Annotated in this window: 12 protein-coding genes; 8 read left to right on the top strand and 4 right to left on the bottom strand. The window is 30.5% G+C overall.

Annotated elements, in window-relative coordinates:
- The first annotated feature begins 537 nt into the window (after positions 1–537).
- Positions 538–2859 carry a hypothetical protein gene (locus QEJ31_RS01945; protein WP_280592107.1) on the top strand — a complete coding sequence of 774 codons (2322 nt, stop codon included), beginning with the start codon at positions 538–540 and terminating at the stop codon, positions 2857–2859.
- 212 nt (positions 2860–3071) lie between these two features.
- On the opposite strand, the gene QEJ31_RS01940 is transcribed toward QEJ31_RS01945, so the two are convergent.
- Entirely contained in the window at positions 3072–3437 is a 366-nt protein-coding gene (locus tag QEJ31_RS01940) for a hypothetical protein (protein WP_280592106.1), read from the bottom strand.
- A gap of 115 nt (positions 3438–3552) precedes the next feature.
- On the opposite strand from QEJ31_RS01940, the gene QEJ31_RS01935 reads away from it, so the two are divergent.
- Complete coding sequence (locus tag QEJ31_RS01935; protein ID WP_280592105.1) at positions 3553–6114, top strand: CHASE domain-containing protein; 2562 nt, start codon at positions 3553–3555, stop codon at positions 6112–6114.
- A gap of 159 nt (positions 6115–6273) precedes the next feature.
- Complete coding sequence (locus tag QEJ31_RS01930; protein ID WP_280592104.1) at positions 6274–6948, top strand: hypothetical protein; 675 nt, start codon at positions 6274–6276, stop codon at positions 6946–6948.
- Between the two features lies 1 nt (position 6949).
- Here QEJ31_RS01930 and QEJ31_RS01925 read toward each other — a convergent pair whose 3' ends face one another.
- The 3 genes from QEJ31_RS01925 to QEJ31_RS01915 are packed head-to-tail and all read right to left on the bottom strand — an operon-like array spanning position 6950 to position 9968.
- The gene (locus QEJ31_RS01925) at positions 6950–7771 is read right to left on the bottom strand and encodes a ParA family protein (protein ID WP_280592103.1); all 822 of its coding nucleotides are present in this window, start codon (positions 7769–7771) and stop codon (positions 6950–6952) included.
- 9 nt (positions 7772–7780) lie between these two features.
- The gene (locus tag QEJ31_RS01920) at positions 7781–8905 is read right to left on the bottom strand and encodes a lysophospholipid acyltransferase family protein (RefSeq protein ID WP_280592102.1); all 1125 of its coding nucleotides are present in this window, start codon (positions 8903–8905) and stop codon (positions 7781–7783) included.
- A 13-nt stretch (positions 8906–8918) separates the two neighbouring features.
- A complete protein-coding gene (locus QEJ31_RS01915; protein ID WP_280592101.1) occupies positions 8919–9968 on the bottom strand; it encodes an NAD-dependent epimerase/dehydratase family protein in 1050 nt (349 codons plus the stop codon).
- A gap of 103 nt (positions 9969–10071) precedes the next feature.
- Between QEJ31_RS01915 and QEJ31_RS01910 the strand changes: the two genes are divergently transcribed.
- The 5 genes from QEJ31_RS01910 to QEJ31_RS01890 all read left to right on the top strand — a co-directional run bounded on the left by QEJ31_RS01910 (position 10072) and on the right by QEJ31_RS01890 (position 14464).
- Positions 10072–11259, top strand: coding sequence for a tRNA-dihydrouridine synthase family protein (locus tag QEJ31_RS01910; protein WP_280592100.1), 1188 nt, complete (start codon positions 10072–10074; stop codon positions 11257–11259).
- Complete coding sequence (locus QEJ31_RS01905) at positions 11249–11479, top strand: hypothetical protein (RefSeq protein ID WP_280592099.1); 231 nt, start codon at positions 11249–11251, stop codon at positions 11477–11479. The genes QEJ31_RS01910 and QEJ31_RS01905 overlap by 11 nt, the downstream gene beginning before the upstream one ends.
- A 153-nt stretch (positions 11480–11632) precedes the next feature.
- Positions 11633–12262: an HNH endonuclease gene (locus QEJ31_RS01900; protein ID WP_280592098.1), complete on the top strand. Its 630-nt coding sequence runs from the start codon at positions 11633–11635 to the stop codon at positions 12260–12262.
- 66 nt (positions 12263–12328) lie between these two features.
- On the top strand, positions 12329–13168 hold the full coding sequence (locus tag QEJ31_RS01895) for an alpha/beta fold hydrolase (protein ID WP_280592097.1): 840 nt from the start codon (positions 12329–12331) through the stop codon (positions 13166–13168).
- Between the two features lie 141 nt (positions 13169–13309).
- Entirely contained in the window at positions 13310–14464 is a 1155-nt protein-coding gene (locus tag QEJ31_RS01890; RefSeq protein ID WP_280592096.1) for a branched-chain amino acid transport system II carrier protein, read from the top strand.
- The last annotated feature ends 26 nt before the right edge of the window (positions 14465–14490 follow it).

Here is a 14490-nt window from a genome sequence, read left to right as displayed (position 1 = left end):
TATTTTATTTATATTTATATTTTTGCTTTACCAGAATCTTATTACTTTTAAATTTCATACTTGTTATTTTTGTTTAACAGCATTTTCTATTTTAATCGATTGTATTTTTAATAAATTTACTGATAATCAATCTCAATGGCTACTACCTGCAATGATTACGTCACTGACTAGTGCACTTTATATTTTCTCAGCAACTAGGAAGTTTTCAGAAAAAGAATTCCGAACTGGATACTCGCTAGGAATGACTTTAAAACATTTAACAAAAGAAGGTGATAAGCGTATCTATAAATTTGATAATGCTTTTGCCTCTATCATAAGAAAGTATAATTTTAGCTTTATAAACATTAAATTTCTTTCATTACTGACTATAGGTTTGGAAATTATTATTCCTATAATGCTTTACTTCAGCTTATTTAAGATATTCGCAATTTGGTTAGGAGTCATAATGCACATCTTTTTTACTTTGATTGCACCAAGGACTTTGTTCCACTTTTCTTTATTGACTGTTCTAACATACATACTTTACTAGGTGATTTTATGCTAATCACATTTCGAGAAAAAATTATTTCTCCATTTATAAATCTCAGTTCAAATTTAGAGAATAATATTACTTCACAAGCAATTACATTTTGGTTAAAGCAAAAAAAATATAATAATTTTGGTGCAACGATGGTTTTGCATCCAAATACAAGGGAGCAATATAAAGATAATTGTAAATTGATTAATGATGAATATACTATTAAAATTGTTAATAATTATTTACAAGATAATTTTAAAGATCAATGTCCCGAAGAAATTTGTCTTTACCAAACTCGTCTTTTATATTACTTAGGAATATATAAAGTAAATTCAATACAGCTATCAAAATTATTAAAATCAAAAAAAAGTTCCATACAAGATTGGGCAAGTTATTTAATTTATTTAGAAAAATATGTTTTAAATACTAAAGATTTTAAATTTTGTAAAAGTAATATTGATGCAATTGAAACAAATGAAGTAAAATATCATATGAAATTTTTGCTTATGAATTCATATAGTCAAAATTTAAATATAGATAGCAGAAAAATATTAGATTTACTTGAAGCGGAAATTAGTGAATGGCAAGAGCCAGAATCTATCAATAAAATTTATTTTCAAGCAAGAAAACTTAGATATCAGTCTTTGTTTTTCTTTTGCTCGGAGAGATTTCTTGAATTAATAGAACTTAGCGAACAAATTAAAAAAATAACATTAGAAGTATCTCTTACAAATTATCTTGAAGTAGAATCTCTTAGAAGGCTATTATTTTATTACTGTACAAGACTTTGTCTTATTCATAAATATGAACAAGCGCTTTTTTTTATACCTAAGCTAATTGAAATAGATCCATTTTGTTCAGCAGTTCATACTTTAAGAGGTATGATAGAAGAGAATTTAGGAATGTACCCTCTTGCAAAAAACTCTTATCAATTTGCATATTCAATTGGTTTTAGCGAAAAAAGTTTTTGCTATGAAAAAATTAGAAAAATTGAATCTAGTAATAAATTTTGTGACGATTTATCTTCTGATTTAAAAAAAGTTTGGTCTACTGATAATAAGTATCAGTCATTTAAATATAATGAAAATGATTTATTTGATTTAATAAAACAAAGTAATGTTTATAAAAAGTATCCTTCTTTATGGTCCTTTGAAAAGGATACAAATAGCAATTCTCCATTTTGGTATAGACAAATTAGTAATGCTATAGATGTAATTGAACTTGAAAAAGATTTGTTTTTTGAAAGTTGTTATTTTCAAAGCCTTCAACCCTATCATTTTAAAGCTAGGATGACAATATCGGCGCTTCAAGAAATAGGTTTATTGAATAAATTTAGTGTTTTTGATATTCAAAATTTTAGTATAATGCAAATTTATAGTAGCAATAATTTAATTGAATCATTGCAGGAATTTCTCAAAAATAAATCAAGTAATTCATTAAAAGCATGTTACTATTCGCGTTTATTGCTTTATTTAGGACTAGAGAAAGATGCTAATAATGCAACTTCATGGGTATGGAATATAGAAAATTGGGATATAAATCATTGTTACTTGGTATATACTAATTTGCTTCTCAGTTATCGTTCAGGCAATGATTTAGAATATTTTGATAAATGCTATAAAGCATATTTAAAATTTCCTGATTGCGATGAAACTTTAAGATTAAAACTCATGATGTGCATACAGTGTGGAGGTTATTTTGGTAAAAATAAAGAGCTTGAAAAGGTTAAGCATTGGTACTTTCTTGGAAAAGAAATAATTGAGAAGATTATTTCTTCAACTAAATTTACAGAGCATGAGAAAATTATTCTTCATTCAAGATGGTATAGATTTAGTAGTTTTATTCCTTATCTTGAAAAAAATTATAATCTCCTAAGCCAAGAAACAAACCTTTATATTAAACTATCTGAAGAAGCTTATGCAAAAAACCCATCTGCTATTACATTGGAAAACTTATATGCAGTCTATGAAACAAGAGCAAGGACAGCTGAGTTTTTAGGAAAAAAAGAAGAAGCATATGAATGGTTCCTAAAATTAAGGAATGAAATAGATCCCTACGACTCAAAAGTAGAAATAAATTTAGGTGATATGCAAGAAAAAATCGGTTCATTCCAAAAAGCATATACACACTTTGAAAAAGCATATAGAAACGGTCCCCCATTAAGAGATATGGCATTATTAAAAATGGCACAAATAGATCAATTTTATGAAAAGAATTGGCGATCTATTTTTTTATATAGCCAGTATCAAGATTTAGTTCCAACTTCTAAAATTGCGGAAAAAAATATTAGTGATTTATCATACAAAATAATTGGAAATTCTGTTATAAAAAAATTAGAATAAAGATGTATCGATATTTATTGAAATGTATTATATTTATCCAGAATTTTTCATAACGTATTTGTTTTTAATCTAGTAAAATAATTAATTAAAATTTTTGCAATGATGAAGTTATGCATACATGAGTATTATTAAATGCAGTGAGGAATAGTATTTTAATGATTGTGATTTTTATCGTTCGCATTTATATTTATCTTGTTTTTTGTTTTAAATAATTACTTATCTTTTATGCTAAGAGTATTATTGTTTTTTGTAAATATAAATCCACCAAGGGCAAAGCATTCTTTTTCGTTATTTTTACTAATCCATGCTAGAAAACCATTTTTGGCACTGCAATTTGACATTCCTGAACAATCAATTTTAACACTTTTAGTATATTTATTCTTATAATTTTGGTTTGCAAGTTTAATTTGTTCATCACTGACGCTGCAACCATTAGTTCCTTTACAACTATTTATTCCAAAACATTCTACATGCGAATCTCCTTTTTTAGGTGGAGCCGCATGTGCATTTATTAAAGTAACGTTTGTTGAAATCGCAAGAATGGCAGAATTTAGTATCATTTTTTTTGATAAATCCATCTGGATCTCCTTTTTTCTTATTATATGCCAAGTAAATATTTAAAAATGTCAAAAATTAAACATGATTACTCTTCTAAAATTAATTACTATAAATATCTGTATTGAAGGAGAATTCATGAATAGATTACAAAAAATAAAATATATTTCTTTATTAACCCTCAGTGGCATTATTTTTATGATTCTCTTCGGGGCATGGAAGTATACTATAAGTGTAGCAGAAAGTGTTTTTCAAACTGACACAATAAGAATTAAACAAAGCTTTAATCAAGGTATAAAAGCAATGGAAGATATTTCTACTGCGTTTTATGCATTTTCCTATCTTGACCAAAATATGAATCAATATAAATTCGGAAATTTTGCAACTGAAATAATGCAGAAGAATTTGTTTTTAATAAATGTAAATTTCTATGATTATGTTAAAAAAAATCAAAGGCAAGATTTTGAAAAAAAGTTAAAAAAAATGGCAATAGGTAATGATATTCTTGAAGGTGGTGAAGATGAAAACTCTAAAATAAAAACTTCTGAAGTTCGTGAATTTTATTTACCTATTTTATTTGTAAATTCAGGTGCGATGAAAACCACATATTTTGGCTGGGATATTAATTCTGATAAAACCAAAAAAGATACAATTGATTATGTAATTAAATATAAAGCTATACAGGCCTCTAAAACTTTTCTTTTAGAAAATGGAAATGTTGCTGTTGAATTATTTATTCCTATCTATATTAATGAAAGTAAGAGTGAATTACGCGGTATAATTGGAGTTACCGCTGATTTAACTCAATTACTTGGGGATGAACAGTGGAGCAAACAGGTTGAAATTACTTTAACTACTATACTAAGTGGGGAAAAAGTAGAAAAAGATATCTTTAGAAGGATTGATAAAGATATACAAAATAAATTGATTTTATCAAATCTATATACTGAAAATTATGTAGATAAATTTGGGCAAAAATTTGGATTAAAATTTTATCGTTTTTTGACATTAGAAAGAATAAATTTTGGTATCATTCTTATTACTTTATTGGGTTGTATTATTTTATATATATTAGCAGTTTATTTACTTATTACTTATCAAAAATTAGAAGTAAGTAACTATAAATTAGAAGATGCAAATCAATTCCTAGAAGAACGTGTTAAAGAAAGAACTAAAGAACTTGCTTTAGCTCATTCTGAAATAAAAGAAATACTAGACAATCTTGAAGATGGAGTTTTAACAGTTTCACCAGATTTGATAATAGGAAGAACATATTCACCAGCTGCATTAAAGATTTTAGAATTAACTGAATTATATCAAAAAGATATAAAAGATATATTGTTTTCCCAACTTGATAAATATAATGAAGAAAATTCACGCCATTTGTTTACCTTAGGTGTTCTAAAATATGCAGATGATTTTCAATGGAGTTTATCGAGTAGCGATTTACTAAAATTAGTAAATATTGAGGTTAATGGAAAAAATAAAACATTAGCGTTAAAATACTCACCTATTTTTTTTAATGATCAAATACAAAAAATAATTTTTGTCATATCGGACATTACAGAAATTTTAGCTTTACGAGCTTCACTAGCAGCTAAAGATGAAGAAAACTCTTTGAAAGAAACTATTTTAAAAGAAAATATTTATTCAAAACCAGAAAACTTAATGACTTTTTATAAAGAAAATGATCCAAGAGTTGAGTCTTTTTCTATATATAAAGAAACAATTAAAGACGCTGATGCCTCAGTCATGCTTAGAGACTTACATACTTTGAAAGGATCTGCTAGAAGTGTTGGATTAAAACTTCTAGCAAAAAAAGTCCATATTTTAGAAGATACTTTAGAACCTATAAGATTATCACTTGTGAATAAAGACAAAAATAGTTTTACGATAAATACTCAAGAATTAATAAATTTGAATTTACTTTATAAAAATTATCGAGAAATTTATAAAGAATTATATGAAAAAAGCAATGGAAATAACGCTGAAAAAAATGCTCTAGAAATTTTGGAAAAGTTATTGCTTAATAAGGTAAATACTGTAGAAAATATTCTTAAATGGATGGAAGATTTTAGAAATAAAAACTTTTTTAGTCTAAAAAATTTATTTTTTTCTTTTACTGATACTTTGAATGAAATAGCTGAAAATCTGGGAAAAAAAATTGAATTAAAGCTTCCTGAGTGGGATTTATATTTAGACTCTAAAATTAGTATTCCTCTATCAGAAGCTTTTACTCATTCATTAAGAAATGCATTGGATCATGGAATAGAAGATTGTAATTCAAGATTAGAAAAAAATAAAAACGAAGCAGGTATTTTAGAATTAAAATATGAAGAAAATAATGAAGCTTTCCTTATCCAAATTGTTGACGATGGAAGAGGTGTAAATACAAAAAAAGTGTATGAATTAGCTTTTGCGAAAAAATTAATTAGCAAAACATATGAGCAGTGTAGTGAAGATGAAGTTATTGATTTACTATTTGCTCCAGGTTTTTCAACCAAAGAGGAAATTTCTGAATTAAGTGGTCGAGGAATAGGATTAGACGCAGTAAGAAATTCATGCGAAAAATACAACATAAAATGTAGTATAATCTCAAAAACTGACCTAGGCTCAAGATTTCAACTCTTCATTCCAAAAAATTATGTAAAGTATTCAATAAGTAAAGATGCTAAGTTAGTAATGTTTAAAAGTGCATAAGTTATTAAATATATTACATTAATTTCTTTTTGCGGCCAAATTTAATATCAATTTCATCATTCTGTAAACCTAGTTGTGTTATTAAGGGTGAAAAGTAGATTTTTCTCTACTTTTCAACATATTGATATTATTGATTAAAAAATATTAGAGGCATTAGTCATGCTAAGGTTTTTTCAACCACAAGATAAAAAATATATTTTATTCGTTTTATTCAGCATACTTGTACTTGCTGGATGTGGTAAAAAAATACATTTTTCTTCAAAAAATGGGGAAACAACTCAAGGTGAAACTTCTTTAAATGTGACGCACATAAATGGCTTTCCATCAAATATTACCGAACAAGATTGTGCTCAAACAATTTATGCAAATGAATGTTTAATAGTTAAAAAAAATGGGGATAACTACAATTCACAATTATTTTTTACTCCAAATATTGCAGCTGATATGAAAGATGGACCTGTCGCATTTATTGTTCCCATTCAACCATTTGGAATTGGTCCACAAAAAACATTCCATGAACAAAATGAGATATTTCAAGAAAAAGTTGGAACAGAATTAAAAATAAAATTAATGAATAAAAATGGTACGGGATTTTATGATGTATTTTTATTTGCGCAAAGATATTTAGGATATGGATTTAATTCTTCTATAAATAATTTTGCTACTTTTTACACAGAAAATCAGGCGGCTCTTTTTATCGATTTTGATAAAGAAAAAAATATTAGATTACCTGTCGGAATTTATTTTGGTGAATTTGAAGTTCTGGCAGTTTCAGAAACAGATAAAAAATTCTCAAAAAAAATAAAAGTAAAAGTTCTATTAGAAATAAATTAATTTAAATGCTAGTATCTAATTCATAGTTTTTCTTTTTCTCATTTTTATTTGATAAATTTTCTATATTATTAAAAATATTTACGAAAGCTTGGCTCACAGTGTGATCTTGATGTCCAAGTACAATTGGTTTTACTTCAGAATGAGATTCCCTTACTTTTATACTCGTTGGGATAAATGGTTCAATAATATCAAAACCAACTTTCCGCAGATCTTGAAGGATACCTGCCGAATGTTTAGTTCCTTTTTGAAATTGATTTACTATCATTCCTCGGATTAATAAATTCGGATTGTGATCTTGCTTCACTTCTTCAATTGTATTTTTAATTTCGTGGGCTGCTTTGATGCTAAATGCATCACAATCTATTGGAATGATAATTTCTGTAGCTGCAATTAGGCAGGCTAAACTAAAAAAATCGTTAGCAGGTGGAGGATCAATATAAACATGATCGTAGGTATTATTTTTTAGACCATCTTTTAATTTCATTATTTTATGCTTATTTTCAAGTTTTGTTCTTAGTTCTTCTAGTTCTCGATTACAAGCAATAAGATGTAGATTTGGAATATTTGTTTTATGGATTATATAATCAAATAAGGATTGGCGAAAAATATTGATATGCAAGCAACTCTCATAATAATCTGCAAGGGTTTTTTCTGGTTGATTATTATGTCCCAAAATGTAACTAGTAGCGTTACCTTGTGGGTCAGAATCAATTAATAATGTTCTTTTCCCTTTCATTGCAGCACAGGCAGCTAAATTAACAGCAATTGTTGTTTTTCCCACACCACCTTTTTGATTATAAATTACTCTAATCTTTTGTGACATAATATCCCCTTATCCAAACCAAATGCTCCGCCTGTTTTTTAATTTATCAACTATTGTATCTTGAATTTGTTCCTTTACCATTTTACTCATTTTATAAACTAAAACACGATCTTTTTCTGAACCAGGGCCAAAATTTTTGAAATCAATTGGTGGTAAAATATGGATACTCCATTTACTAGGCAAGGGGATAAGACCAAATGGTCCTAACCATGGGAAAGTCCATGTAATCGGCGTATATGGAACTCCTATCATGCGGGAGAAAACAGTTTCGCGAGCTAACATAGGGTGAATTTCCTCAGGTCCGATAAATGCAACAGGCACTAAAGGAGCACGTGTTCTTAAACACAAGCGAATAAATCCACCACGGCCAAATCGTGCAAGATGATATTTATCTCTGTATAATTTACCGAGACCTTTTACACCCTCAGGAAAGACTACTACGGGTTGATTATTTTCTAATAATTGTTGCGCATTTTCTTGACTGGCTCTTACTCCGCCAAACCTATTCATTAATGAACCAAGAAATGGAAAATGAAAAAGAAAATCTTCAACCATAAATCTTAATTCGCGATGCATGTGATGTTCTTTTTGAATCGCCACTTTTAACATTGTAGCATCATAAGGCAATCCTCCAGAATGGTTTCCAACTAATAAAGCAGGTCCCTCGGCTGGAATATTAGATATTCCATATGTTTCAACTCGCCAGTATTTTAAATAAAAGAAATCTAATAGTGGTCTTAAAAATTGATCAAAAATGGGATCATAACCAAAAGAATCTACTTCTTCACTTCGTAAACTTAACGATAATTCATGATATTTTTTTCTAATATTAAAAGGGTTTAAGCCCTTTACTAAATCATCGGTAGGTTTTTCACTGTTACCTTGATCGTCGTGAATGGTAAGAATTTTTTCTATTTCATGTCTAAATTCTTGCATTTTACCAAGAACATTATACAATTCTTCTTTCGTTGCAAATTTTTCTTGATTATTATTAAATTTACTTTGGAGATCTCTTTCTATTCGATTAAATTGATCAACAAACAATTTTCTAATATTGAATATTTGATTAGAAAAGTGATGCAAATTTTCATTTGAACTTTGCTGTTGATGCTTCTCATTAAGATTCATAGCCATACATTTTTTATCCTTAGAAAATTTGTTGAAACCCTTGCGAAGTAGCATAAGCTACATCTTCACCTAATGAAGAAGATGGCATTGAGAAACCTATTTTTCTTAAGCGATTTGCTTCAATCATTGATTTTAGCGCTTGTCTACTGGAGTATTTAGGAATAAATCCAAGGAGATCTGCAGCTTTTTTTCCATCTGCAACACAAATATATTGGAAAAATGGGACAATTTCTGCTGGAAGTTCCCAAATACGCGAAGCATAACCAGCTGCAAAAAACGAACGGCACATAGGTGAAATAAAGGGTACAGGAATTTTACCAGACATATGCACTCCTGTACTTAAAGGAAGTACACCTCTTCCAACAATATTAAATACACCGGATATATTTGCAGATAAAGCGGCTAATTGTGCTCGCACAGCATCATCTTCATGGATAAATTGCACAAGAGGATCGTAACCTAAAACTTTTGGAATAATACCTGCAAAAAAGTAACGCGCACGAATATTGGTTGAATTAGGTCCTAGAATTGGCGCAAATCTTAAAATAGTTACGGCGCATTCTGGATAATTATAAATGAAATCTTGAATTTGGTTTTCAACGTCAACACGAGTTCTAACAAAATGCGGACCTTGTGAAATGAGAGAATAATCTTCATGAATAAAATTTGGATTTTTAGGATGCGCTCCGTAGACAAATGTTGCCCCGTGTACAACTAGTTTTTTTATTTTAGCTTCTGCCATTGCATTTAAAACATGAAACGTCCCGATAGATTCTACTTCATGATGATATGATTTTCTTCTAGTGGGTCCAGAAAAAAGTGCTCCATGGATAAATGCTGTAACCTTATTTTCTATTAATACAGCAGCTATATTTTCACTTGCCTCATCCTTGGTAAGATCTACTCTATGAAAGATGAATTTTGTTGATGTTACTGTAGGAGGCTTGATATCAAAAATATGAATTTCTTTTATGCTTGCTAAAGATGCTAACCGCTTTAACACTAAGCCAGTTAAAAAGCTTGAGGCACCAGTTAAACCAATCCGTTCATGTGACTGCAAATTTTCCATACGTTTATGCCTGTTTCTTTCTAGTTGAAGCCAAATCTAATTTAAAATATACAAACTCTCGAGCAGCACTTTGGGCTGGAAAGTAAGCAAAAAAGGAAAACACGTGCCAAACCATTTAACAAATTCGACCTACAGAAATATCCAAATTGGACTTGCTCCTATGGAAGGTGTGACTTGCATAGCGACAAGACTATGGTTTTCAGTAGTTTCTCGCCCAGCCTTTGCTATGACGCCTTTTTTGCGAGTCACTAAAGATTACCCTTGGAAACGCGTACCTTCAACGTATGCAGCAGAAATTTTTGACCTAAAAGACGTTGTTCCTTATTCTCTAATTCCGCAATTGATGGGAAATTCGCCAGAAGATTTAGAAAGAATTGCTTCACCGCTGCTACAAGTTACAAGTTTTGTTGATATCAACTGCGGTTGTCCATCTCCGAAAGTGGTTGGTAGTCATGCTGGCAGTAGCTTATTACAAACTCCTGAAATTTTTGATAAATTTACTAAAGAATTAGAAGATAGAATTGGAGCTAATCGCTTTAGTATAAAAATGCGCTCTGGTTTTCATCAGCATTCAGAATTTCCTCAATTGCTAGAGGTTATCGCTGCTCGGAGGTTGGCTCAACTTACTTTGCATGCAAGAACTCGTGCGGAAAAATATACTTCCCATTCGCGCTGGGAACTTGTTTCTTTATCTACAAAAGTTTGTTCCTTTCCTGTAGTAGGATCTGGGGACGTTCTTGATCTTGAGTCTTTTCAAAATTTTTACCAACAATGTCATGATGTTAGAAAGTTAATTATTGGTCGAGGAGCGTTGCGTAATCCTTGGATATTTCAGGAGTTAAGTTCAGGAAAAAAAGTTACTGTTACTTTTGGAGTATTGAGTTTAGCTCTTGCTAGTTATGCTGTAATGCAAGATTTTTTTCAAAAGGATCCTGAAAGATTTTTATCAGAAGCAAAAAACGGATTATTTTCTGAAACATGTTTCAATGATTTTTCTGCTTGGGAGCAATATTATGCAAAATTGGTTATAGCATATTATGGATCATTTATTCCCCCACAAGATATAGTGATTGACAGACAGAGCTTTGCAAAGGTCAAAATGATATGGAATTCTTTGCGTAGTGGTTTAGGAGAACCGTTTTTGCAACCTCAATTGCTAAGAACAACTTCTTTTTCCGATTTTTACCAACAATTGAACTGTCTTTTCCTTACTCAGGAAGAAACTATTTTACTTCGGCATTGGCCTGAATTTGATTGGATGTATTCTGGAGAAAAAAAAGATGGAAAATAATAAAAATAAATTGCTGCACACAGAAAATAAAACAACTCCAATTGCATTAAGTAGTGGCGATGAGACTAAGCAACTTTGGAAAATTTATACCAAAAAAAAACAATCAAAGGATCTGAGAAAAGCTATATTATTAGGCTTTGTGGTTTTTTTCTTAATACTTTTAGTAGTTGCTGGACTTTATATCATTTTATCTACGACTGATCCTACGCATAGTAAATAATTTTGACCTGAAACACTATTGATTTGTTACTTTCCGACCGATAAGATATTCGTTAGAACAGAAAAACATAATGAGACGTTTTGTCATCAATTTATAAAATAATTGATTGGGAAGTGGCGCGCCTGATGAATTTATCAGTAACCAGGAAGTATTATGGGCAGTTTTGAAAGAAAAGTGCTTGTTCTTGATTCAAGATATGAACCTGTAAAGATTGTAACTATGGAACTCGGTTTTGTTTTGCTTTATGCAGGGCGTGTTACTTCTATCATGGATTCAGAGAGACAGATTCAAGGTGTTGCAAAAACCTGGAAAGTCCCTTGGATTGTTCGATTGAATGGTTGCCGCCCAAGAACAAAACGCTTAAATGGTCCCCGTTTTTCTCGGCAGAATGTTTACTTAAGAGATGGTTTTCGTTGCCAATATTGTATGAGTCAAGGGGGAGCTTCCACTTTAACTCTTGATCATCTGTTACCATCTGCCAAAGGCGGAAAAACTACTTGGGAAAATATAGTTACTGCTTGTAAAACTTGTAATATGAAAAAAGGATCGAAGACAATTGAGGAGCTGGGAATTAAGTTACAAAGACCTCCTTCAAAACCTCAGTTGCATCCTACAGCTTTGTTTCCTTTGCGTTACGGTATAACTACAAAAAATGCCCCTCAGGCATGGTTACCTTATTTAGATTTATCCGTGGCAGATAGAATTTTAGCCTTAGGATTTGATGCTTCACCTTTATTCGTAAATACACCTTATCAGAACGAAGCCAACCTTATCCAGGTTTAGGAGTTCAAGAAGATTTCATGTAGTCTTTTGTGACAAAGGTCCTGAAAGTTCGCTGAGGGGAGTCACATGAGTACCATGAATGATCGTTATATTCTTATTAACGGCTATAATACAAGGTATTGGAAAATTGGTGAAGAAAAGACTGTTTTATTACTTTTGCATGGTTTTGCTTTTTCAATAGAGATTTGGGAACATAATATTTCTGAATTATCAAAGCATTATACTGTAGTTGCACTTGATTTATTAGGTTTTGGACTGACTGATAAACCTAAAAAGAAACAAAAAGTAGAGGTTTATCCGCAATTTGTTTCTGATTTTTTAATTGCACTAGGCATAGATAAAGTTCATCTTGTAGGGCACTCTATGGGTGGACTCATTGCCACACGATTTTGCGAGTTAAATCCAGATAAAGTTCATTCCTTGACTTTAATTTCAAGCGCTGGATTTTCAAGAAAAATTCCAATCCATTTCAGAATTTTCTCTTTGCCTTTTGTGGGTGAGTTCTTTATTCGGCCAAATAAAAGAGGTCTTTTCAGTGCCTTAAGAAGAAATGTATACCATCAAAATTTAGATTTAAGTGGACTTGCAAATAAATTATATACTTATTCATTACACCCTGAAATGGGCAAAACCCTTTTAAATGTTTGTCGAGCAGCTATCAATATTTTTGGTTTTAGAAGAAGAATTGTACGAAGTATTGCGAAAGACGCAGAAAAAATAAGGGCTCCTGTTTTAATCATTTGGGGTAAAAATGATATTATAATTTATGTTAGTCATGCTATAAAAGCTCATAAATTAATAAAAAATTCTCAATTATCAATTTTTGATTCCTGCGGACATTTGCCACAATTCGAATATCCGAAAAAATTTAATGAATTATTGCTAAAATTTATAAGTAACAGTTAATTAAAATCAAATTATTAAAATTATTAAATAATTTATTGCTTAATATAAAGTTCATTATATTATTTGTTGACTTTTATTGTTTAACAAGGTTTTATCATCTTCTGTTTTGATTAGTCGTCCAATCTAAGGAGCTCATACTTTATGTTAAATCAGGGGACCGCCACCGTTCCGACATGGAAGGTATTAATAGCTGGTTTTGCCGCTTTTGCTATGTTTTTCGGCTCAGGAAATCTTGTATTTCCTTTAAAAATGGGTAGTGACACACAATCCAACTGGATTTTTTCAGCTGTGGGCTTATCCATTACCGGTGTCGTGGTTCCTTTGCTTGGTTTGGTCGCTTTAACTTTTTTAAAAGGCTCACAAGATGCCTTTTTTAGATGGTTTGGCAAAAAAGGTGCATGGATTTTACCTTTTCTGATTCTTTTGTTGATTGGCCCATTTGGTGTTGTTCCGCGTTGCATTACAGTGGGATACGGAGCTTGGCAATCCTTTGCTCCAAGCACTCCCCTTTGGATTTTTGCTTTGTGTTGCGTTGGGGTAATATTATTAGCTACCATTAGTGATAGAAAAATTGTTGATATTATTGGGAAATATTTTACTCCTTTTAAGCTAGGAGCTTTGGCCTTAGTGATTGGGGGCTCTTTATACTTTGCTACTTCATCGAGTGAAGTTTTAATAGCAACAAGTCAAACAACTCCTTTAAATGCCTTCAAAGCAGGGTTTTTTGAAGGTTACAATACTATGGACTTAATGGCTGCTATTTTCTTTGGTGTGAGCTTAGTTTATTACTTTAAACCAGAAAACAGCGATAAAATTCCTTATAAATCAACTTTACTTGCCATGTCTTTGGGAATGTTTCTTTTAATGTTAGTTTATATAGCGCTTGTTTATTTAGGGGCTGCCTATTCTAGTCAAGTTTCGCATTTGCCAGGCCCTCAAATATTACCTAATATTGCACGAATAGCATTAGGTGAGGCCTCTGATTATTTAATTTCTTTTACTTTAGTTGTTTCATGCTTAACAACTGCTGTTGCTCTTACGTCAGTTTCAGTAGATTTTTTGAAAAGTAAGATCAAACCATTAAATGGAAGAAGAACGCTTACGCTTCTTTTATGTCTAGCTGTTACGTATGTAATAGCATTAACAGATTTTACTGGAATTATGGCATTTATGGCACCTATATTGGAATTCTTTTATCCAGTAATTATTGTCCTTGCTATAGTTAATATTGTTGTAAGTTTAGTGAAAAACTATAAACAAAAACTGAAAGATGAAAGTCAAAAAGAAGCGGCATAAAATTTTAAGTTGAAGATATTTTTTAT

It is taken from the genome of Pigmentibacter sp. JX0631, from assembly GCF_029873255.1.
Classification (GTDB): Bacteria; Bdellovibrionota_B; Oligoflexia; order Silvanigrellales; family Silvanigrellaceae; genus Silvanigrella.
Note: the sequence above shows the minus strand (reverse complement) of the source record. Positions and strands in the feature narration are given on the sequence as shown.

Bases quoted from the DNA above. Each gene is read 5' to 3' on its own strand.
- QEJ31_RS01915 (WP_280592101.1), bottom strand. From the start codon at position 9,968: ATGGAAAATTTGCAGTCACATGAACGGATTGGTTTAACTGGTGCCTCA.
- QEJ31_RS01890 (WP_280592096.1), top strand. From the start codon at position 13,310: ATGTTAAATCAGGGGACCGCCACCGTTCCGACATGGAAGGTATTAATA.
- QEJ31_RS01945 (WP_280592107.1), top strand. From the start codon at position 538: ATGCTAATCACATTTCGAGAAAAAATTATTTCTCCATTTATAAATCTC.
- QEJ31_RS01935 (WP_280592105.1), top strand. From the start codon at position 3,553: ATGAATAGATTACAAAAAATAAAATATATTTCTTTATTAACCCTCAGT.
- QEJ31_RS01925 (WP_280592103.1), bottom strand. From the start codon at position 7,771: ATGTCACAAAAGATTAGAGTAATTTATAATCAAAAAGGTGGTGTGGGA.
- QEJ31_RS01905 (WP_280592099.1), top strand. From the start codon at position 11,249: ATGGAAAATAATAAAAATAAATTGCTGCACACAGAAAATAAAACAACT.
- QEJ31_RS01895 (WP_280592097.1), top strand. From the start codon at position 12,329: ATGAGTACCATGAATGATCGTTATATTCTTATTAACGGCTATAATACA.
- QEJ31_RS01900 (WP_280592098.1), top strand. From the start codon at position 11,633: ATGGGCAGTTTTGAAAGAAAAGTGCTTGTTCTTGATTCAAGATATGAA.
- QEJ31_RS01930 (WP_280592104.1), top strand. From the start codon at position 6,274: ATGCTAAGGTTTTTTCAACCACAAGATAAAAAATATATTTTATTCGTT.
- QEJ31_RS01940 (WP_280592106.1), bottom strand. From the start codon at position 3,437: ATGGATTTATCAAAAAAAATGATACTAAATTCTGCCATTCTTGCGATT.
- QEJ31_RS01920 (WP_280592102.1), bottom strand. From the start codon at position 8,905: ATGGCTATGAATCTTAATGAGAAGCATCAACAGCAAAGTTCAAATGAA.